This is a genomic window from Idiomarina piscisalsi (assembly GCF_003987095.1).
In the GTDB taxonomy this organism is placed as follows: domain Bacteria; phylum Pseudomonadota; class Gammaproteobacteria; order Enterobacterales; family Alteromonadaceae; genus Idiomarina; species Idiomarina piscisalsi.
The window spans coordinates 16,017-37,801 of the sequence record NZ_PIQA01000001.1 but is presented as its reverse complement, the minus strand read 5'-3'; the positions used below and the strand labels follow the sequence as shown (position 1 = coordinate 37,801).

At 46.5% G+C, this 21,785-nt stretch carries 14 protein-coding genes; 5 read left to right on the top strand and 9 right to left on the bottom strand.

Annotation, left to right across the window (positions count from 1 at the left end; translation table 11 throughout):
* Positions 1-8: 8 nt before the first annotated feature.
* From carA to grpE, 7 genes are all read right to left on the bottom strand, one after another.
* Positions 9-1,154, bottom strand: a complete 1,146-nt coding sequence (gene carA, locus CWI73_RS00135) for a glutamine-hydrolyzing carbamoyl-phosphate synthase small subunit (protein WP_126751002.1) — start codon at positions 1,152-1,154, stop codon at positions 9-11.
* 185 nt (positions 1,155-1,339) lie between these two features.
* A complete protein-coding gene (dapB, locus tag CWI73_RS00130; protein WP_126751001.1) occupies positions 1,340-2,140 on the bottom strand; it encodes a 4-hydroxy-tetrahydrodipicolinate reductase in 801 nt (266 codons plus the stop codon).
* 2 nt (positions 2,141-2,142) lie between these two features.
* Positions 2,143-3,372, bottom strand: a complete 1,230-nt coding sequence (locus tag CWI73_RS00125; RefSeq protein WP_126751000.1) for a dicarboxylate/amino acid:cation symporter — start codon at positions 3,370-3,372, stop codon at positions 2,143-2,145.
* A 147-nt stretch (positions 3,373-3,519) separates the two neighbouring features.
* Entirely contained in the window at positions 3,520-4,356 is an 837-nt protein-coding gene (locus CWI73_RS00120) for a M48 family metallopeptidase (protein ID WP_126750999.1), read from the bottom strand.
* A gap of 45 nt (positions 4,357-4,401) precedes the next feature.
* The gene (gene dnaJ, locus CWI73_RS00115; protein WP_126750998.1) at positions 4,402-5,556 is read right to left on the bottom strand and encodes a molecular chaperone DnaJ; all 1,155 of its coding nucleotides are present in this window, start codon (positions 5,554-5,556) and stop codon (positions 4,402-4,404) included.
* A 90-nt stretch (positions 5,557-5,646) separates the two neighbouring features.
* Positions 5,647-7,575, bottom strand: a complete 1,929-nt coding sequence (dnaK, locus tag CWI73_RS00110) for a molecular chaperone DnaK (RefSeq protein ID WP_126750997.1) — start codon at positions 7,573-7,575, stop codon at positions 5,647-5,649.
* Between the two features lie 104 nt (positions 7,576-7,679).
* On the bottom strand, positions 7,680-8,339 hold the full coding sequence (gene grpE / locus CWI73_RS00105; protein WP_126750996.1) for a nucleotide exchange factor GrpE: 660 nt from the start codon (positions 8,337-8,339) through the stop codon (positions 7,680-7,682).
* Between the two features lie 142 nt (positions 8,340-8,481).
* Here grpE and nadK point away from each other — a divergent pair, with 142 nt between their 5' ends.
* The 5 genes from nadK to CWI73_RS00080 all read left to right on the top strand — a co-directional run bounded on the left by nadK (position 8,482) and on the right by CWI73_RS00080 (position 18,285).
* Positions 8,482-9,372, top strand: coding sequence for an NAD(+) kinase (nadK, locus tag CWI73_RS00100; RefSeq protein WP_126750995.1), 891 nt, complete (start codon positions 8,482-8,484; stop codon positions 9,370-9,372).
* A 108-nt stretch (positions 9,373-9,480) separates the two neighbouring features.
* A complete protein-coding gene (recN, locus tag CWI73_RS00095) occupies positions 9,481-11,145 on the top strand; it encodes a DNA repair protein RecN (RefSeq protein WP_126750994.1) in 1,665 nt (554 codons plus the stop codon).
* Between the two features lie 87 nt (positions 11,146-11,232).
* Positions 11,233-11,583, top strand: a complete 351-nt coding sequence (locus CWI73_RS00090) for an outer membrane protein assembly factor BamE (protein WP_126750993.1) — start codon at positions 11,233-11,235, stop codon at positions 11,581-11,583.
* Positions 11,584-11,609: 26 nt separating this feature from the next.
* On the top strand, positions 11,610-14,321 hold the full coding sequence (locus CWI73_RS00085; RefSeq protein ID WP_126750992.1) for an insulinase family protein: 2,712 nt from the start codon (positions 11,610-11,612) through the stop codon (positions 14,319-14,321).
* Positions 14,322-14,493: 172 nt separating this feature from the next.
* On the top strand, positions 14,494-18,285 hold the full coding sequence (locus CWI73_RS00080; protein ID WP_126750991.1) for an EAL domain-containing protein: 3,792 nt from the start codon (positions 14,494-14,496) through the stop codon (positions 18,283-18,285).
* 4 nt (positions 18,286-18,289) lie between these two features.
* Here the strand turns inward: CWI73_RS00080 and fadJ are convergent, their stop codons facing one another.
* Positions 18,290-20,416, bottom strand: coding sequence for a fatty acid oxidation complex subunit alpha FadJ (gene fadJ, locus CWI73_RS00075; RefSeq protein WP_126750990.1), 2,127 nt, complete (start codon positions 20,414-20,416; stop codon positions 18,290-18,292).
* Positions 20,416-21,726, bottom strand: coding sequence for an acetyl-CoA C-acyltransferase FadI (gene fadI, locus CWI73_RS00070; RefSeq protein WP_126750989.1), 1,311 nt, complete (start codon positions 21,724-21,726; stop codon positions 20,416-20,418). Before fadI ends, fadJ begins: the two co-directional genes overlap by 1 nt.
* Positions 21,727-21,785 lie beyond the last annotated feature (59 nt).

The window sequence follows — 21,785 nt, the reverse complement described above, 5'->3', positions numbered from 1 at the left end:
ACAACGAATTACGCATTAGCCTGCATTAATTCAATAAAATGGTCGAAAAGCTCACTGGCGTCATGTGGACCCGGACTCGCTTCAGGGTGCCCCTGGAAACTAAACGCGGGTTTATCGTTCCGGTGAACGCCCTGCAATGTGCCATCGAAAAGTGAGCGATGCGTAACATCAAGACACGCCGGCAGGTTTTCTTCGTCAACCGCAAAGCCGTGGTTCTGGCTCGTTATCATGACCTGCTTAGTTTTAAGGTCTTGAACAGGATGGTTTGCGCCGTGGTGACCAAATTTCATTTTTACGGACTGCGCTCCGCTGGCAATTGACAGCAGTTGGTGACCTAAACAAATACCGAAAATAGGAACATCTTTGTCCAGAAAGGTTTTTATGGCTTCAATTGCGTAGTCACATGGCTCTGGGTCGCCCGGGCCATTGGATAAAAAGATGCCGTCAGGATTCATCGCCAAAACATCTTCTGCCGATGTCTGTGCCGGTACGACGGTGATTTTACAATTCCGGTCAGCCAACAGCCTTAAAATATTTTGTTTGCAGCCATAATCGTATGCGACAACATGGTACTTTGACTGTTCAGGCTGAGTAAAACCTTCGCCGAGTTGCCAGCTTCCGCCTTTCCACTCATACGGTTTGTCACAGCAAACCTCTTTCGCGAGATCCATACCCTTAAGCCCGGGGAATTCCTGCGCTAACTTCAGCGCTTTCTGCTCGTCAAGCTCACCAACGATAATACAGCCATTCTGAGCGCCTTTTTCTCGTAAAATGCGAGTCAAACGACGGGTGTCGATATCGGCAATACCCACAACATTGTGACGCTGCAAGTACGCGCTTAGCGTTTCTTCTTTTCGAAAGTTACTGGCTTTCATAGCCAGGTCACGAATGATTAACCCTTTCGCCCACACATTATCAGATTCTTGATCTTCTGAGTTAGTGCCTGTATTGCCAATGTGGGGATAAGTGAGGGTAACAATTTGTTCGGTATAAGATGGGTCGGTAAGAATTTCCTGATAGCCTGTCATTGCCGTATTAAAGACAACTTCACCGACGGCGGAGCCTTCCGCTCCTATTGCGGTTCCGCGAAAAACGGACCCGTCGGCAAGCACCAGAATCGCTCGTTTAGCGGATTGACTCGCTAGAATACTCAAGGGCAACCTCCGTACATAAAAAAACGGGTGAATCAAATAATTTGACTTCGCCCGCCTTGCGTCCTGAACCGCGCATTTTGCCTGTTACATCCAAAAGCACGTTAACTGACTGAATTAACTGCCCGAATTGACTTAGGCAAATTGCACTTATTCTACGAAATTTTACGGAAATCGTCCAGTTATATTTATTGCTTGAGCAGCTGACTGAACACCTTGTTAAGCTCGAGTATGTCCTGCATACCATAGTTACCAGGCTTTTGCCGGTATAACCATAAGCCCGCATTGATAGCACCTTGCGCAAAGGTATTTCTATTGCTGACTTTATGACCTAATTCTATACGCTCACCTTCTGTGGCGAGGGTAACCTGGTGTTCACCAATAATGTCGCCCGCGCGCATCACCGAAAAGCCAATACTGTCATCTTGCCTGACACCATAACCACGAACTCCGCCATTCACTTTACTCCAGTTTTGGCGACGCCCATTGGCAGCTGCCTCCCCAAGCGCTATAGCCGTACCTGAGGGTGCATCTTTTTTGTGTTTATGGTGTGCTTCAAATATCTCAATGTCAGCTGTTGATAAAGCTGAACTCGCCAATGCAACTAACTGCTCTAACAAAGCCACTCCCACACTGGTATTGCGTGCGTAGAGAACGGGGATTTGTTCTGAGGCGGTTACCAGCATTTGTTTTTGCTCATCCGTAAGTCCTGTCGTACACACCACAACAGGAAGTTTGCTCTGCAAAGCATAGGTTAAATTCTCTTCCAGTGCCTCGGGCAGCGAGAAGTCGATAAGCACATCAATGTTCTGTGCATTGGTGTTTTGCAATGACGTGTACTTGAGACCATTATCCAGCTCTTTTCCAAAAACACTACTGGTTGAGCGGACAATTGCAGCCGTCAATTCTGCTTTTTCGCTTTGCCCAAGCGCAGTAACAACCGCTTGCCCCATGCGCCCGGACGCACCCAAAACACCCACTTTTAACATTGTTATGACTCCGTTTTTACTATGCTGTCATCCTGCAACAAGTTTTCACTACGTGCAACCACTCGTGACACCATCATATCACCGGTCACATTTGTGAGCGTACGCGCCATATCGATAATACGGTCAATGGCTGCAATGAAGGCAATACCTTCCAGAGGCAAACCAATAACATTCAAGGTGACCGTCAACATAACCAATGCGGTACCGGGAACACCAGCTGTCCCCACTGACGCCAGTGTTGCGGTAAGCATGATGAGTCCGTAATCCATCCATTCTAACGGAATACCATAAAGCTGAGCGATAAAAATGGAAGCCACAGCGGGGTAAATACCACCGCAACCGTCCATATTTATAGTGGCTCCCAGAGGCAACACAAAGCTTGCGTAGTCTTTTGAGACTTTAAGACGTTCTGTTACCGCTCTGTGAGCAGCCGGCAAAGAGCCAAACGAGCTACAGGTCGTAAATGCAACTATCTGAGCATCAAATACAGCTTTAAAAAACTCTCGGATACTCATACCACCGGCGGTTCTCACTAAGCCCCCGTAAACAACAACGATATGAATAAGGCACGCAAGGTAAATAACCCCAACAAACTTAGCCAGTGGCAGCAATGTTGAAAAGCCATATTCACCAATAACCCAGGACATAAGGCCAAATACGCCAACAGGCGTAAGTTGTAAAACCATGCGAGTGATTTCATACATAACCTCTGCGCCAGACTTTATCGTCTTACGTAACGGCTCGGCCTTCTGACTCAGTCGCTGAATGGCAATGCCGACCAGCGCCGCAAAAACCACTATTTGCAGAACGTTACCTTCTGTCAGCGCCGCAAATGGGTTATCAGGAACAAAGTTGAGAAAAACTTCTGACACACTCGGAATGCTTTTTTCATTTTGTTCAGTTGGGGTCAAAACGGTTTCGGGGCTAATGTCGATTACAGTTGCCAGTGTCAAACCTATTGCACTGGCAATAACCGCTGTGAACATGAATAAACCAATGGTTTTTACACCCAGTCGCCCTAATTTTTTGCCATCGTTTAGATCAGTAACAGCGCTGACAATGGCACAAAAGATTAATGGAGCGACGAGCATCTTTATGGCTTTAATAAAAAGGTCACCCAGTGGCTTTAAGGCAACACCTACTTCCGGTGCTAAGCCACCAATCAGAATACCCGCAGCAAATGCCCCTAACACGCGCTGCCAAAACGGAATTGCGAACCACACTTTCAACATACTACTGCCCGTCGGTCAAATAAATGGGCGCTAGATTAGTGTGTCACTTTACAAAGGGAAAGAACCGGTTGATATACCTTATAACCGTTTAAACAGAAAGCGCGGCATAATAGACCGCGCTTGTTGGATGACTCTAGGATCTGGTCATTACTCAGCCTGTTTATCGAGCGACGCAGGTCGTTGACAGTTAGGCGTGTTACCTGCAGCAACCGCTTGTTGATAACGGCTTTGAAGCGAAGGTATTTGCGCTTCTAAGTCCTGAATGCGAGTATCCGGGTTCGGGTGAGTTGACAGTAATTCAGGCGGGGCAGAGCCGCCGGTCGCTGCTTTCATATTACGCCACAATTCCGGCGCTTGGTCGAGCTGAAAACCGGCGTCAGCCATATACTCAAGACCTAACTCATCTGACTCAGACTCATGCGTTCTCGAGTACGGCAAAAGCACACCGACTTGAGCCCCAATACCCAATGCCGCCATTAACAAACCAGCTTCATCACTGTCCATTTGGGTGCTGGCGATAACACCACCAATCTGTAGCCCTAAGCCGACTAGCATATTACTTGAAATGCGTTCATTACTGTGTTCAGCAATGACATGACCAATTTCGTGTCCAATAACCGCCGCTAACTGGTGCTGATTTTCCGCAGTTTCCAGCAAGCCGTTATAAACACCTATATAACCACCAGGTAGTGCAAAAGCATTGACCGTTGGTTCATCAAACACAGTGACTTCCCAGTCCATCTGCGCATAGTCACCCGGCAAAGTCTCAACCAAAGCATCGGTAACACAACGCACGTATGCGTTAACCTGTTCATCTTGGTTAATTTTACCTTCTTTACGCATTTCCTCGTAGGAGGCAGCACCCATCTTGTTCAACTCACTGCTCGGATAGAGCTGCAACTGTGAACGTCCGGTTGGTGACTGTGCACAACTGGCCAAAGTCACCGCTGCTGTTATACCTAACAAAACTGTTTTAAGCTGCATCCGCTGCCTCCAATCATTAGCTAATACACTATAGTGATAGCCAATTTATCCGCGTAAGTCATCAAAAAACTGTTTTACGCCGTCAAAAAAACCTTTTTCTTTGGGTCTAAACTTGGCAGCTTCGTCGCCGCTTCCCATAGACTCTTCCAGCTCTTCAAGCATTTCACGCTGCTTGGACGAAAGGTTCACAGGTGTCTCTATAACCACCTTACAAATAAGATCACCAACGGCACCAGTTCTTACCGATTTCACGCCTTTGCCACGCATGCGGAAATGTTTTCCGGTCTGCGTTTCTTTTGGAACTTTTAGCTTCACTTTGCCATCCAGCGTTGGCACTTCAATGTCTCCACCTAACGCGGCTTTTGTAAAGCTTACCGGCACTTCGCAGTACAGGTTATTACCGTCGCGAGAAAAAATTGGGTGTTCACGGACATGCACCTGAACATATAAGTCCCCCGCCGGAGCGCCGTGCTCGCCTGCTTCGCCTTCGTTGGCTAAACGAATACGGTCGCCGGTATCCACGCCTGCCGGAATTTTAACCGACAAGGTCTTAGTTTCTTCTTTGCGACCCTGTCCATGACAGGTGCGGCATGGATCGCTGATAATAGTACCTTTACCACGACATTGTGGGCAGGTTTGCTGAACAGCAAAAAAGCCTTGGCGCATTTGAATTTGGCCCGCTCCGTGACAATGACCACAGGTTTGCGGTTTGCTGCCTTTCTTGGCACCACTGCCATCACAGTCTTCACATTCAACTAAGGTTGGAATTTTTAACTCAACAGTTTTACCCCGTACAGCTTCTTCCAATGACATATCCAGGTTGTAGCGTAAATCCGCGCCACGCTGCGCACGTGCCTGCTGACGACGGCCACCGCCACCGAAAATATCACCGAATACATCACCAAAAATATCAGCAAAATCGGCACCACCACCGAATCCGCCGGCGCCCGGGCCGCCACCGCCCTGACGTGCCTGTTCGAAGGCTTCGTGCCCATATTGGTCATACATCTGGCGCTTCTGCGGGTCAGATAAGACCTCGTAGGCTTGCTTTATCTCTTTAAACTTTAACTCGAGGTCTTTATCGCCTTTGGTGCGATCCGGGTGATATTTCATAGCCATACGTTTGTATGCTTTTTTAATATCACGATCGCTGGCGTCTTTTGAGACCCCAAGAATTTGATAGAAATCTTGTGTCGCCATAATGTTACGTCTTCTGTCCTACTCTGATACGAATACACGGGCATTACCTTGCGGCAACACCCGTGTTGATTAGCGAAGTTGCCTTAGTGCTTACTTCTTATCGTCGTCTTTGACTTCTTCAAATTCAGCATCGACAACGTCGTCATCCGCTTTTGACGAAGACTGCTCACCACCGGTTGCGCCTTCAGCACCTTGCTGAGCTTGCTGCTGTTGAGCGGCTTCCATCAATTTTTGAGACGCTTCCATCAGAGCTTGAGACTTCGCATCGATGGCTTCTTTGTCGCCTTCTTTGGCTGCTTGCTCAAGTTCTTCACACGCTTTCTCGATGGCGTCTTTGTCTTCTTGAGACAGAGCGTCACCAACTTCTTTCAGCTGGTTACGAGTTGCGTGAACTAAGCCGTCAGCTTGGTTACGCGCCTGCACCATTTCTTCAAATTTCTTATCTTCTTCAGCGTGGGCTTCTGCGTCTTTCACCATTTTCTCGACTTCAGACTCATCCAGACCAGAAGACGCTTTAATGGTGATCTTCTGCTCTTTACCCGTGTCTTTGTCTTTCGCCGATACGTGCAGGATACCATCCGCATCAATGTCAAAGGTCACTTCGATTTGCGGTACACCACGCGCTGCCGGGCGGATACCTTCTAAGTTAAACTGACCCAATGACTTGTTATCGGCTGAGCGCTTACGTTCACCCTGCAATACATGGATAGTTACTGCAGATTGGTTGTCTTCCGCTGTTGAGAACGTTTGCGATTCTTTAGTCGGAATCGTGGTGTTCTTCTCAATCAGCTTAGTCATTACACCGCCCATGGTTTCGATACCCAGTGACAGCGGACATACGTCCAATAACAGTACGTCTTTTACATCACCTGACAAGACACCACCTTGAACCGCAGCACCCATTGCTACCGCTTCATCCGGGTTCACGTCACGACGTGGCTCTTTACCAAAGAAGTCAGTAACCGCAGCGCTCACTTTCGGCATACGAGTCTGACCACCGACCATGATAATGTCGTTAATGTCGCTTACTGACAGGTCTGCATCTGCCAATGCCTGCTTAACCGGCTCCAGTGACTTAGTAATTAAGTCTTCAACCAATGACTCAAGCTTCGCGCGAGTTACTTTAATTGCCATGTGCTTAGGACCGGTGTTGTCTGCCGTAATGTAAGGCAGGTTCACTTCGGTCTGCTGAGCCGATGACAGTTCAATTTTGGCTTTCTCTGCCGCTTCTTTTAAGCGCTGCATGGCTAATGGATCTTTACGCAGGTCAATGCCTTGGTCTTTCTCAAACTGCTCAACTAAGTAGTTAATTAAGCGGTTATCAAAGTCCTCACCACCTAAGTGGGTGTCACCGTTAGTCGCTAATACTTCAAACGTGTGCTCACCTTCAACTTCATCAATTTCGATGATGGAGATATCGAAGGTACCACCACCTAAGTCATAGACAGCAATGACGTTGTCGCCAGACTTTTTATCCATACCATACGCTAACGCAGCAGCTGTTGGCTCATTGATGATACGCTTAACTTCTAAGCCTGCGATTTTACCCGCATCTTTCGTTGCCTGACGCTGCGCATCGTTAAAGTATGCAGGAACAGTAATAACTGCATCTGTAACTTTCTCGCCAAGGAATTCTTCCGCGGTTTTCTTCATTTTCTTCAGAACTTCCGCAGAAATTTGTGGTGGTGCTTTTTTATCGCCATCCACTTCTACCCAAGCGTCACCATTGTCCGCTTTAACAATTTTGTACGGCATGATGCCAATATCGCGCTGCACTTCTTCATCTTGGAAGCGGCGGCCAATTAAACGCTTAATTGCGAATAAAGTTTTGTTCGGGTTAGTTACTGCTTGGCGTTTTGCTGGTGAACCCACCAAAATCTCGCCGTCGTCAGTAAATGCAACCACTGAAGGGGTTGTGCGGTCACCTTCACCGTTTTCGATAACGCGTGCTTTGCCGCCGTCTAGTACAGCAACACAAGAGTTTGTTGTACCTAAGTCAATACCAATTGTTTTGCCCATGATTCGTCTCCAACTCCAGATTCATGAAATTTGTTTCGTTACCCCTTATTTGGGGTCTCTTTATTTTGATTTCAACACCCTATGTAAGGATATTTGATTAATCTTTATGCTTTCGTATCGACGCCCGAGTCTGAATTACGCGCAACCATAACCATAGCGGGACGCAGCAAGCGGCCATTTAGTTCGTAGCCTTTCTGCATGACAGCCATAATGGTGTTATTTGAGTGCTCGCTAGACTCTTGCATCGACATGGCCTGGTGCAAATCAGGGTTAAAGGCTTCGCCTTCTTCTCCTACCGCTTTCACACCAAACTTTTCCAGGGTTGAGGTCAGACTCTTGTAAGTCAGCTCAATACCTTCAATAAAATTGCGGCTCGACTCGTCTTGCTGGTCGGCTAGCTGTAGTGCTCTTTCCAGGTTATCCACGGACGTTAGCAATTCATTGGCGAACTTCTCTAGCGCGAACTTATGCGCTTTTTCCACGTCCTGGCTTGCACGACGTCGTACGTTTTCCATTTCAGCCTGCGTACGCAACACCGACTCGCGCTGGTCTTTCACCTGTGCTTCAGCTTTACTCAGTGCCAGCTCAAGCTCGGCAATTTTGTCAGTTTGGTCAGCCGACGTTCCTGCCGTTTCTGCTTCAGCTGCTGTTGTGTCTTGTTGCATCGCTTCTTCCGCCGCTTGTGCAGCCTGCTGCTCTGCTTGCTGTTGCTCGACCGTCTGGTCAACATTCTGTTCAGTCTGTTGGTCTTTCTTATCCGCCATATTTGACTCTCTTCAGTCCGGTTTAAATTGAGGTTGCCAAGTTAATGGGGGCAAGTTTTTTACTTTCAAGGGGCTTTCTATGACTTGATAAATTTTCCACCTGATCGTAGCGTAAACAGCCTAAACCACAGGAACTGTCATTATGAGCGCATTTCAGAGAATTGGCTTACTCGGCAAGGTCAATGACCGCGGCACACAACTCACTTTAGAAACGGTAACGACGGCACTAAACGAACGTGGCTATGACATAGCACTTGAGTCCCGCACTGCTGAACAGTTACCTCAAAAGCTACTTGAGTCTGGTAAAATCAAAACCATAAACTTAGCAGAGCTTGGAGAGTGGGCTGACATTGCCGTTGTTGTTGGTGGTGATGGCAATATGTTAGGTGCAGCAAGAGCGCTCTGCGAACATGACATTGGAGTCATTGGTGTGAACCGGGGTAATTTAGGCTTTCTGACTGACCTGGACCCTGACGAAGTAATGACCCACTTGCTTAACGTTTTAGAAGGCGAATACCGCGTTGAAAAGCGTTTTCTACTTTCTGCCGAAGTGATTAGCAACGGTTCTCCAGCAGGTGCAGGACGCGCCATTAACGAAATTGTTCTGCATTCTGACAAAGTCGCCCACATGATAGAGTTCGAGCTCTACATTGATGACCATTTTGTTTTTAGTCAGCGCTCTGACGGGTTAATTTGCGCCACACCGACAGGCTCCACCGCCTACTCTCTGTCCGGAGGCGGCCCAATACTACACCCTAACCTCAATGCGATGACTCTGGTTCCTATGTTTCCTCACACATTAAGTAGCCGCCCTATTGTTGTTGATGGCGAAAGCGATATTCGACTGCGCGCAGCTTACGACAACGACCTATTACAAATTAGTTGTGACGGTCACGTACGTATGGCCGTGCACCCGGGCGACGACATTGTGCTTAAAAAGCATGACCATACGCTGAAAATGATTCACCCGGTTGATCACAATTATTACCACGTATTGCGTAACAAACTTGGCTGGGGCAGCCGACTTTTTTAGAAGAAATTTCATACTGAGCTTGCAATAACAAAATAGTACTGTATAAATACTGTATAAACTGTACAAAACAACAGTGCTTTTATACGTACATGTCAATAAGGTGCATTTATGTTAGCTCAGTTACACATCCGCAATTTTGCTGTCGTTAAGTCTCTGGATATCGACTTTTCAAAAGGCATGACCGCTATCACTGGTGAGACCGGTGCTGGTAAATCTATTGCTTTAGACGCTTTAAGCTTATGTTTAGGTGCCAGGGCTGATGCTAACTGGGTACGACCAGGCGAGGACAAAGCGGAAATAAGCGCTGTTTTTACGGTAGAGCCAAACAGCCCTGCAGCCCAATGGCTTAAGCACAATGACTTTGATGCAGAAGAAGACTGTATTCTACGACGTGTCATTCAGCGTGACGGTCGTTCAAAAGCCTGGATAAACGGCACCCCAGTTGCGCTCACCCAACAAAAGTCACTGGCACCACTATTAGTTAATATCCACGGGCAGCATGAACACCAACTATTATTGAAAGAAGAGCACCAGTTAGAACTGCTCGACAACTACGCAAGACACACAGGGTTACTGTCAGAGGTTGCAACGCAATACCGTCAATGGTTCGAGCTTGAAAAAGAATATAAACACTATGTTCAACAACAAGACGAACTCGAAGCTCAGCGACAATTGCTCGAATACCAAGTCGAAGAATTGAATGACTTTGCTATTGCCGAAGGTGAATTTGAAGAGCTCGAACAACGCCATAAAAAGTTAAGTCACAGTAAGTACCTCATGGAAGCCAGTGCTTTTTCACTCAGTGCGCTTTACGAGGGTGAGCATAACAATGCAACAGGGCTGGTTTCTTCGGCGAATCAGCGACTAGAAGAAGCGGCGGATATCGATGAACAGTTAAAGCCTGTTTGCCAACTCTTAGAACAAGCCAAAGTCCATATTGAGGAAGCCGCACTCGAACTGAGGCATTATCAGGATGAACTCGAGCTTGACCCCGCTGAGCTCGACATTGTTGAAGAGCGCCTTAGCAAAGCTATTAGCTTAGCGAAAAAGCATCAGGTGCCGGCTGCCGACTTATGGCAACACCATCAAAAGCTGAACGCCGAACTCGATAATATTGTGAATGCTGATAAAAACCTTGAGCAGCTAGATTCTGATCGCCAACAGGCGGAAGCCGATTACCGGGAGTTAGCACAGAAACTCTCTAGTAGCCGTGAAAAGGCGGCAGATGAACTCAGTAAGAAAATTACACAATCAATGCATGAGCTCAATATGCCTCATGGCCGATTTATTATTAATGTCGAGCATGACACGGATAAAAAAGCGTCTCGTCTGGGTACCGATGATATTCAGTTCGAAGTAACAACTAACCCAGGCCAGCCACTGCAGTCTCTCAGTAAAGTAGCATCGGGCGGTGAACTTTCACGTATTAGCCTTGCCATACAGGTCATGACAGCAACCCAAAAGTCAGTGCCAACAATGATGTTCGACGAAGTGGATGTTGGTGTGAGTGGCCCAACTGCCGCTATTGTTGGAAAAATGCTACGCGAACTTGGGCAAACAGCTCAAGTTATTTGCGTTACGCATTTGCCACAGGTTGCTGCAAAAGCTGACAACCAGTTCCAGGTCAGTAAATATAGTGACAATGACGAAACAGAAACTATGGTGAAAGCGCTAAGTCACAATGAACGTGTCACAGAGCTTGCCCGCTTACTGGGTGGGGATAGTGTAACGGACATGGCTAAAGCTAACGCGAAAGAGCTTTTAGCGAGTTAGTCGCTGACTGTGCTGGTGTTCAGCGGCTGCTTTGTTTATCATCGTCAAAAGTTAAATACAGTTATAAAAAAGAGAAATAGGTATTTCATGACCAAATTTGCAGTTTGTATCGCCGCATTGCTGAGCTTAGGTGGTTGCTCTGTGCTCGATAGCATGGTTTACAGAATAGATATTCCTCAAGGCAATTACCTTGAGCAAGACGATGTTGATAAGCTTCGTGTCGGAATGACTGAAGAGCAGGTTATTTACGTATTAGGCAAGCCTGTCGCTGAAAACAGCTTCGACTCAGATCGCTGGGTGTACTTGTACAATATGAACCCGAACGAAGGTAAAGTTTACCGTAAAGAACTGATCTTAACTTTCAATAACGAACGTTTAAGTGATTTAAGCGGCGACTTTGCTAAGTCAGATCAGTTTGATCAGCCTCTCGATCAATAAAAACCTAATATGAACTAAGGAACATTATGGCGAACTCCTCAAAGACTGATGAGCTCGTCCGTGTTGTCCGAAGTCCCAGTGACAAGCGTGACTATCAGCACTTGGTTTTAGATAACCAACTTAAAGTGCTGTTAGTCCATTGCCCTGATAGCGTGAAAGCGGCAGGCTCCATAGCCGTCAGTGCAGGTCACTTTGACGATCCGCCGCATACCCAAGGTCTCGCTCACTTTTTAGAGCACATGTTTTTCATGGGTAGTCAGTCTTATCCTGAACCCAACGCCTTCAATGATTTTCTTAGCGCTCATGGTGGTCAGCACAACGCTTGGACAGGCACCGAGTTTACTAATTTCCACTTTGACTGTAATGCAAACGCACTTGAAGCCGCATTTGAGCGTTTTGCATCAATTTTAAAAGAGCCTCTTTTTACCGATAAGTGGATTCAAAAAGAAAAACAGTCCATTGAGTCAGAGTTTCGTTTAAAACAAAAAGATGAGTTACGTCGCCTGTATCAGGTTCATAAAGTGACGGCTAATCAGGCTCATCCCTTTTCTCTGTTCTCTGTTGGAAACTTAAATACCTTAAAAGATGATGAGCACGGTACTTTACAACAGAAGCTTAAGCGCTTTTATGAGTCTCATTTCAGCGCAAATCGAATGCAGCTGGTACTTGCCGGTCCACAATCGTTGACTGAACTAAAGGCTATCGCGACTCGTCATTTTTCTGACTTTCAAAATCATGCACAACCCAAAACGGCCATAACTGAACCTCTGTATACTGAGGAACAAAAAGGCCTTTTCATTCAAGTAAAACCATTAAAAGGTGCCTACCGCCTTATTCTCACCTTTCCGTTACCGGGCATTGACCAGGATTACCGAAACAAAACCACCAGTTTTATTGCGCATATCGTCGGGTACGAAGGTCCCGGCAGTTTATTTAACTGCTTACGCGACAAAGGGTGGATAAACTCTTTATCTGCTGGCGGCGGAATTAGCGGCAGCAACTTTAAAGACTTTAATGTCAACATTCAGCTAACCCTGTCGGGCCGAAAAAATATCGACACCATGCTGCAATGGGTTTTTGCTTACTTGCGAAAGGTGAAAACCGAGGGAATAGAAGACTGGCGTTATCAAGAAAGAAAAATTACGTCTGAGTTAAGCTTTCTTTATCAGGAACCAACGCCCGTGGGTGAATTAGCCAGCCAATTAAGCATCAACGCTTTTCATTATAGTTCGGAAGATACCATTTACGGTGACTATCGAATGGATGAGCTTAATAATGCTTACGCTGAAAAATTACTGACGTTAATGACGCCAAAACACAGTCGTATTACGTTAATCGCTCCTGATGTCAAAACCGATCGGGAAGCCCCTATTTACGATACTCAATACAGCGTAGAGAAACTCACTGAATCGCAATTAACGAAGCTTAGTCAAACGCCCGAAGAGTTCATAGCCAAACTGCCCGAGCGCAACCGTTTTATAAATGATCGGTTACACCCGCAACCACTAGAAAACGAGACGTTACTGCCGGAATGCATTTCAAGTTCCGATTTGATGGAGCTGTGGCACTTGCAAGATACCGAGTTCCGCGTACCTAAGGGACATATTTATTTAGCATTGAAATTACCTGCAGTAACCAGCTCAGCTTATTACTTCGCAATTGCCCGGCTTTGGTCTGAACTCATTATAGACGCCTTAAACGATGATCTTTATGACGCTGAAGTTGCGGGGCTGCATTTTAATATTTACCCGACTCAGCAAGGTATTGTTATTCACACAACGGGATTGTCAGAGGGGCAACTTCCGTTAATGTCACATTTAATGAAACGCGCTTTAGTGCTTAAATTTGCGCACCGTCGTTTCCGAGATATAAAGCAAACCCTAGTTGCCAACTGGCAATCTGCGCATCAAAATCAACCATTAAACAAGCTTTTCGCAGAGCTCAATCAGCAATTACAACCTGGACTTTTTAGGCTGCCCGAGCTTGCCAACCAGCTCTCTACCTTATCTTTTCGCGAGTTTACTCAAGCATTAGAGAGAATGTTCGAACCAGTGTATATAAAAGCCTTTATGCACGGAGACTGGCAAACGCGTCAAGCCCACGAACTTGCTGAACTTATTCAAGCAAACTTGCCCACTGAGCGCCCGGCACAAAAAGACAGAGATTCGGTTAAAAAAGTCAGCGAATTTTCTAACCAAGAACTTGAGGTTCCCTGCTCTCATCCTGATAACGCTATTTTACTTTATCAGCAAGGCAATAATGACAGTGAGCGAGAGCAAATTTGCTATATGTTACTTCAGCAGTTAGTACATCAAGCGTTCTTTCATGATATCCGCACCGAGAAACAGTTAGGTTATGCCGCGGGTAGTCAATACTTTCCTGTTCAGCGTCTACCCGGCATTTTATTTTTTGTTCAATCCAATAGTGCACCAACCGACACCTTATTTGACGAAGTTTCAGATAGCCTTGAAAAGCTATTCAGTCGACTAGATACAACCACGCTGAAAGTATGGCACCACACCAAGGCGGTTCTTCAACAACAAATACGCACGCGCGACAGAAGCCTTCGAGTTAAGAGTCAACGCTTATGGGGTGCTATTCAATTGGGCGACACGTCATTTAACCGCCAGCTCAGATTACTGGACGCACTTGATAATTATCAATTAACCGACTGGCTGACTGACATACGACAAAAATTGTCACAAAATTCAGGTTGGCTGAGGCTTCAAACAAGCTAGCAAGCCAAGTAAAATAGGCTTTGACAGCGGGTTATCAAACCGATAACTTAACAGCATATTAACAAAAGAGCCGTTTTAGCGGCCTACTGGGTACTCTGTGACATTTACTTTGTATACGAGGGCGTGGGCCAACGCCGCAGTATTCTTTTTGCTTTCATTCACGAGTCAGCTAATGGCTCAACCTACCCCTACGCTGGACCTTCAACCAGAGGGCGTTAGATTCCTGTCATCTGCCAATGGTCTACCCAGCAATTATATTCGCGACATCGAAATAGGTCCTCAAGGCTTTCTATGGCTATCAACCGCCAAGGGTTTAGCCCGGTACGACGGTGTTGACCTAGACAATATCAATAGCCTGAATATCGATGCAGTTAACCATGCCGGTTCAGGCACCCTATTAACTATTGGCAATTCTTTATGGACGACTACAGATCATCGTTTATGGCGTCTTCAAAAAAACGGTGAATGGACTTCAACCCTTTTTCCAAAGCATGACACAACTGCTTTCAAAGTGAACAGCTTCACTAAAGGACAGGATGGCCTGTTATTTATCGGAACCTCTGAGAGCCTGCTTACATTCAATCCGCAAACTCAGCACTTTAAAGAAAAAGCGCTTAACTATAACGGGCAACCAGTAACGAATATCCACTTTATTGAGTTTCACGGTGGCTGGTTTTGGTTGAGCAGCGGCTCCGGAGGTATCTATGTATGGGATGGTTACTCCGATAACGTTTTCTCAGTAACAAAGAGCAACCCCATATCGGACACTATAAATGCCTCTGAAGTTAAAGCAATAACATGGTTTGAAAGCGCATTTTGGCTAGCGACCAATAGCGGGTTGAGGTTACTTAATAATGAGCTTCGCAGCGTTCAAACCCCACAACCAATTAATGAGCTAAAAGCGGTCGTTACCGATATTGAAAGGCACGACAACCAATTATTCATAGCCACCGAACAAGGGCTCTACAGTTACAGTAACAAACAGTTAACGCAATTAACGCAAAGCCCAGCCACGGGGAAAATTGAGTTTTCTAATAACGGTGACCTGTTTCTGGCAACCTCGTCGAATGGGCTCGTCGAAATACCAAATTCTTATGCGCCAGGGATATTAAAACACTACACTGTCCCTAACCATTTGCCTGATAGTATCAAATCTCATTTACCAGAGTCGTTAAAGAGAACGGGTAGCTATACTCAGACAAGCGACCATCAGTACTGGATACAGTCTGACTTGGGAATGGTTAATTACGACTTTATAAAAAAAGAAATTATAACTATCGCAGAGTCGCCGGTAAGCATTGAAAACGTTGCTGATATCGAAGCCTACTCTGACGATATATTCTTGTTGACGAAAACACACCAGCTGTATAAATACAATACGGTGGAAAGCGAATGGCAACGCCTTGACTACGGCCTAAACTTAAATGATTCATTTTGGCTCACTCGTTTAGGCGAGACATTGTGGCTACATTCAGAAAACAATGCTTATGCCATTAATCCGTTTTCTGAAATATCTGAAAGAAAAAAAATAAACCCGGCGCTGCCGCTAAAAAACGCCTCCCTTGCCATAGATATTAAGCCTTCGGGCAGTGCGGCAGAAGCTTGGTTTTCGTTACCATTTTCCAGAGTCGGTAACACACTCACCTATCGCTACAAGCTCGATAAGAATCAAACTGCATGGTCTTACATTCAACATAGCGAACTGCCATTACAACTGAACCAGCCATTTCCTGGCACCTATCAACTTACTGTACAAGCCTCTTTAGATGGTGAAAACTGGTACGCTCAGAACGAAGCAAGCTATAGCATCACTCGTCCTTTTTGGACAACTCCCTACGCAATTTTCGGGTATAGCATTGTCGCTTTACTCGCTCTTGGCATTACCATTGTCCTCTATCGTTTTAAGTTAAAGCAATTAACGAACCTCGCTACGTCACTAAATGGTCAGGCAAAAGCGCTTCAGTTCAGTCGCAGCCAGTATTGGCAATGGAACCTCTCTACAGGTGAACTATTGAGGCAATATATTTGGCCAGACTGTCCTGCGTTTCCGGTCGATGGTCGTCGCCTTAAGTCACCGGAAAGCACTTCGTCAAATATTCACCCAGGTGACGTTAACCGCTTACAAGAGGCAATAGATAACCATATCAATGGGCAAACGGAATATTACGAGTGTTCCTATCGAATAAACAATAACGGCGCCTGGCTTTGGGTATTGGATCAGGGCAGAATCGAGAAGCAGAACGGTGTCAATATCATGCATGGCACGCTCTGCGACGTTAGCAGCTTAGTTAGCTCGCAAGACCGAATTGATATGCTGGCAGCTTCTATTACCAACATTTCCGATGGTATTTGTATTTTTGATCGATTTTTCAAAAAGGTGGAGGTCAATAAGGCTTTTGAACGCATTTTAGGTTATCCCCGTAAGCAAGCTTTGGGAAAAAGCTTTCACCTTGATCTTTATTCAGAAGAGTTTACCAACCAGATTAAACGCACGGTCATAAAGGAAGGTACCTGGCGCGGGGAATTAACCGACATTAAAGCTGACGGTAGTGAATTTTTAATGGAGCTTACCCTGGATGCCGTTCATGATGACGAAGGTGCGTTATCTTTCATCGTCGCCAGCTTTTCTGATATTACGGAGCGCCAGCGCACCGAAAGCGAGCTAAGACGCCTTTCCAATACGGATACCTTAACCGGACTGCCAAACCGCTCTTATTTTCAGGTGAGCCACTCAAACCTAGTGCGTAAGAAAGTCTCTCACACCCTGTTACTATTTGACTTAGACGACTTTAAAAAGGTCAACGACTCTCTTGGTCATGAGCTTGGCGATGACTTACTGTGTCTAGTTGCAGAACGACTGATGGAGATTAGCCGACGTCAGGATACGCTGTATCGGTTAGGCGGTGACGAGTTCGGCTTGCTGATTGAAGACAGCACCGACTTGCACCTTATCGGTGACTTAGCGCACAAGATAAACAGAACCATCGCTGAGCCCTACTCCGTTAATAATCAAGATATTGTTATTGGTAGTTCCATTGGTATTGTTCTGTTCCCACACGACGGCATTACCTCGCAAGAGCTCCTGCAAAAGGCCGATATGGCCATGTACCACGCCAAGCAGCGCGGTGGAAACTGCTATCAATTTTTCAGTCAGTCGATGAACGAAAATGCTGTGCAACGGCTGAAACTGGAAAACCAACTGCGTGCAGCTTTGAAAAATAATGACGTTGAAGTTTACTATCAACCAAAGATTGAGGTTCATACCGGGCACATTGCCGGTATAGAGTCGCTGGCAAGAATAAAAAGTGATGATGGCTCTCAGATAAGTCCAGCTGACTTTATTCCTCTGGCTGAAGAAACAGGCCTGATTATTGAGCTTGGCGAACAAGTACTGCGCCAGTCATGTCAAGATATGAAGGTCTTTATGCAGTACCCGGGAGCGCCCAAAACCATTGCTATTAACCTGTCAGCTCGTCAGTTTATGCAATCTGGACTGGCTTTGCAGATAGAAAGTATATTGCGCCAGGAGTCATTGCCCCCACGCCACGTTGAGTTTGAAATAACCGAAGGCATGGTCATGAGTGACCCTGAACGCGCGATTATTATGATGGAAAATCTATCCGATATGGGCGTTAAACTGGCTCTTGATGACTTCGGAACGGGTTATTCGTCACTGGCTTACCTTAAGCGCTTCCCTATGGACAGCTTAAAAATAGACAAAGCCTTTATCGATGACATCACGATAAGCTCAAAAGACCGCAGTATGGTTGCGTCGATTATTGGTATGGCTCATAACCTGGGTCTGAAAGTCATTGCAGAAGGGGTTGAATCTGAAGCTCAGCTTGAGCAATTAAAAAGCCTTGAATGCGAATACATCCAAGGCTTTTATTACGCGAAACCAATGCCTGCTGATAGTTTTATTGAATTTATCAAGCAACATACAGCAGACGTGGTTGACGTTTAAACACTTAAGAGTAAAAGCGCTCGCCGTTTTTAGCCATTTCTTTTAGCAATGGTGCTGGTGTGTAGCGCTCGCCTCGCTCTGACGCTAAAGCTTCCAGTTTAGCGACAATGCTACCAATCCCCTGGCTGTCCATATAACGGAACGGTCCACCTAAGAATGGCGGGAAACCAATACCGAAAATAGCGCCTATGTCGCCGTCACGCGGGCTACGAATAATGCCTTCTTGCAAGCAGTAAACAGCTTCATTCAACATCGGTAGCAAACAAATATCGACGATATCTTCTGCTGATTTACTCTCGTTAGGATCAACACCCAATAGCGAATAAACTGATGTATCAACCGGCTTACCTTTAACGCCTTTACCGTACTTATAGAAACCCTTTTGGTTCTTCTTACCTTTACGGTCGTCATCAATCAGCTTTTCGAAGGCTTGCGGCGCTTCGAATCTGTCGCCCAATTCATTAACCAAAATAGGTGCCACTTTTGCCGCGACATCAATACCCACTTCATCTAAAAGAGTCATGGGCCCGACTGGGAAGCCGAACTTAACTAAGGTTTTATCCAGTTTTTCAATAGGCTCGCCAGCAAGCATCAGGCGCGCAGCCTCATTCATATAAGGCGCCAGAATACGGTTTACGTAAAAACCCGCACCGTCTTTTACCACAATAGGCGTCTTACCTTGTTTTTTCGCCAATGCCACCGTGGTCGCAATGGTTTTATCAGAGGTCCCCTCGTGGGTAATAATTTCTGCCAACGGCATTTTGTCGACTGGAGAGAAGTAATGCAGACCAATAACCTGTTCCGGACGCTTCGCTTTGGCCGCAATTTGGGTAATAGGCAACGAACTGGTGTTGGTAGCAAAAATTGTCGACTCACTTGCGTGCTCTTCAATGTCAGCCACCATTTTTTGCTTAAGATCCAAGTCTTCAAAGACCGCTTCTATAACGACATCGGTGCGCTCGAACCCACTATAGTCCAGCGTACCGCTTAACATCAGCATGGTTTTCTCATACTCTGCACGGCGCATATGCTTGCGCTTCACTTTCTTAATTAAACGCTCGTAGCTGTAATGCAGGGCATGACGCACACCGTCTTCAGAAATGTCTTTAATGCGCGCAGGAATGTTTGCTTTAGCCGCAGTTACATAGGCAATACCACCGCCCATCAAGCCACCGCCAAGAACGCCAACGCGCTTTATTGGGTCTGGTTCAACACCATCAGCACCGGTCTCTTTCTTCATTTCAGTGGTTGCAAAGAATATCTGACGCAGCTGATACGATTCGGGTGTCATAGCTAGCTCGCCAAAACTGCGCGCTTCTTTATCAAGCCCGGCTTCGTGCCCTCGTTCAACACCTTCGCGCACCGTCTGAATAATTTTATCAATAGCCGGATAATTTCCATGCGCTTTTTTCTGCGCCTGCTCACCCGCTTTTTTGAAAATGATATCGCGGCCAAACTTTGTGCCTTCCAAAATCTTACTAAAGCCTTTCAGAGGCGCTTTACTGGCTTTCGGCTTACGTTTCAGTGCGTGTTCAACTGCTACATCCAGTAAAATACTTTGCGGCACAACGTCTGTCACTAAGCCCGCTTTCTTCGCTTGTTTAGCGCGCAATTGCTTGCCGGTTAGCATCATGGTTAAGCCCTGCTGAATACCCACCAGACGCGGCAGACGCTGCGTTCCGCCACTGCCCGGAAGAAGGCCTAATTGCACTTCCGGCAGACCAAGTACAGTCTTTGAGTTATCCGTACAAACTCGGACATGACACGCCATCGCCAGCTCAAGTCCACCACCAAGGCATGCACCATTAATAGCGGCCACGACTGGCACATCCAACTGCTCAATACGGTCAAACATGGCTTGCCCCTTACGAGCCAGGCTTTCTGTATCCGCAGCGGTTTCGCAGTCGTTGATCATATTAATATCAGCCCCGGCAATGAACGAGCCTGGTTTACCACTGATAAAAACAACGCCCTTAATCGAGCTGTCGCTTTCCAACTTGTTCAGCAACGAGCCAACCTCGTCTGCAAATGAGTCTTTTAAGGTGTTCATCGACTCACCCGGAACATCAATTGTGACAACAGCTACACCGTCGTCGCGTATATCCATCGTGAATGCTTTATCCTGACTCATTATTCTGTCTCCACAATCATTGCAGCACCTAAACCACCAGCGGCACAGGCTGTTGTCAGACCAACACCACCACCGCGACGATGCAATTCGTTCAGCGTTTGCGTGATCATACGCGTTCCTGTCGCTGCAAACGGGTGCCCGTAGGCAATTGAGCCGCCCAGTACGTTAAATTTATCCATATCAATGTCGCCAATGGCTTTGGCACGTCCTAGCTTTTCCTTCGCAAACTTGTCACTAGCGAACATTTTCATATTGGCTAGTGTTTGTGCTGCAAAAGCTTCATGCATATCAATTAAATCAAGATCGTTTAGCGTCATGCCTGCTCTGTCGAGCGCAACTGGCGTAGAGTAAGACGGTCCCATCAGCATATCTTCTTCGACCTGCAGCGCCGCAAAGGCGTAGCTGCGTAAATATCCCAGCACAGGTAGCCCTAACTCTTTTGCCCGACTTTCTGTCATCATTAATACCGCCGAGGCACCATCGGTTAACGGTGTACTGTTAGCGGCTGTAACTGAGCCGTGTTTGCGATCAAACACCGGCTTCAACTTAGAGAGTTTGTCGACCTGGCTATCACCACGAATATTGTTGTCGCGGCTTAGGTGTTTGTTATACGGCTCCGGATAGGCTGTCATGACTTCGCTGTCCAACCACCCTGCTTCCCAGGCAGCATGTGCCTTTTTATGCGAACGTACGGTCAACTCGTCCTGGTCAGCACGACTAATACTGTGAGTTTTGGCCATTTGCTCTGCGGTCTGCCCCATGCTCAAACCGGTTGAGTACTCAGCAACGGCCGGCGGCACTGGCAGTAAATCTTTAAACTTAAGACGTTTTAAAATGGATAAACGCTGACCTAAGGTCTTGGCTTTATTTAAGTCAACTAACGCACGACCCAAGCGTTTGCTGACACCAATAGGCAGTACCGATGAAGAATCGGCACCGCCGGCAATACCACCGCGAATATGTCCGGCGATCATTGCTTCAGCAATATTAACCGCAGACTGAAAGCTCGTTGCACACGCACGTGACACACTGTAGGCGTCGGTGTTCACCGGTAAACTGGTTCCTAACACTATTTCGCGAGCAATATTTGGCGCCTCCGGCATTTGAACCACTTGCCCGAATACCAGCTGCTCGACCCATTCGCCTTCAATGCCGGTTTTATTCACCAGCTCCTGAACGACCATTTTGCCAAGATCAACGGCGGGCACGCCATGAAATTCTGTTGCCTGCTTAGCAAACGGCGTTCGTAAGCCCGCAACAAAGGCGATACGCTCGCCGTTAACTGTGCGCACTTGATGTGCTTCTGACATAACTTTTCCTCGCTTCATCAACCATTACTGGTCTGACCACAAAATATGTTACAAATTCT

What these genes read in the sequence shown, in the direction of transcription:
- fadI (WP_126750989.1), bottom strand. Translation starts at nt 21,726, where the DNA reads ATGTCAGAAGCACATCAAGTGCGCACAGTTAACGGCGAGCGTATCGCC.
- dapB (WP_126751001.1), bottom strand. Translation starts at nt 2,140, where the DNA reads ATGTTAAAAGTGGGTGTTTTGGGTGCGTCCGGGCGCATGGGGCAAGCG.
- CWI73_RS00080 (WP_126750991.1), top strand. Translation starts at nt 14,494, where the DNA reads ATGGCTCAACCTACCCCTACGCTGGACCTTCAACCAGAGGGCGTTAGA.
- grpE (WP_126750996.1), bottom strand. Translation starts at nt 8,339, where the DNA reads ATGGCGGATAAGAAAGACCAACAGACTGAACAGAATGTTGACCAGACG.
- nadK (WP_126750995.1), top strand. Translation starts at nt 8,482, where the DNA reads ATGAGCGCATTTCAGAGAATTGGCTTACTCGGCAAGGTCAATGACCGC.
- dnaJ (WP_126750998.1), bottom strand. Translation starts at nt 5,556, where the DNA reads ATGGCGACACAAGATTTCTATCAAATTCTTGGGGTCTCAAAAGACGCC.
- dnaK (WP_126750997.1), bottom strand. Translation starts at nt 7,575, where the DNA reads ATGGGCAAAACAATTGGTATTGACTTAGGTACAACAAACTCTTGTGTT.
- fadJ (WP_126750990.1), bottom strand. Translation starts at nt 20,416, where the DNA reads ATGAGTCAGGATAAAGCATTCACGATGGATATACGCGACGACGGTGTA.
- CWI73_RS00125 (WP_126751000.1), bottom strand. Translation starts at nt 3,372, where the DNA reads ATGTTGAAAGTGTGGTTCGCAATTCCGTTTTGGCAGCGCGTGTTAGGG.
- CWI73_RS00090 (WP_126750993.1), top strand. Translation starts at nt 11,233, where the DNA reads ATGACCAAATTTGCAGTTTGTATCGCCGCATTGCTGAGCTTAGGTGGT.
- recN (WP_126750994.1), top strand. Translation starts at nt 9,481, where the DNA reads ATGTTAGCTCAGTTACACATCCGCAATTTTGCTGTCGTTAAGTCTCTG.
- CWI73_RS00085 (WP_126750992.1), top strand. Translation starts at nt 11,610, where the DNA reads ATGGCGAACTCCTCAAAGACTGATGAGCTCGTCCGTGTTGTCCGAAGT.
- CWI73_RS00120 (WP_126750999.1), bottom strand. Translation starts at nt 4,356, where the DNA reads ATGCAGCTTAAAACAGTTTTGTTAGGTATAACAGCAGCGGTGACTTTG.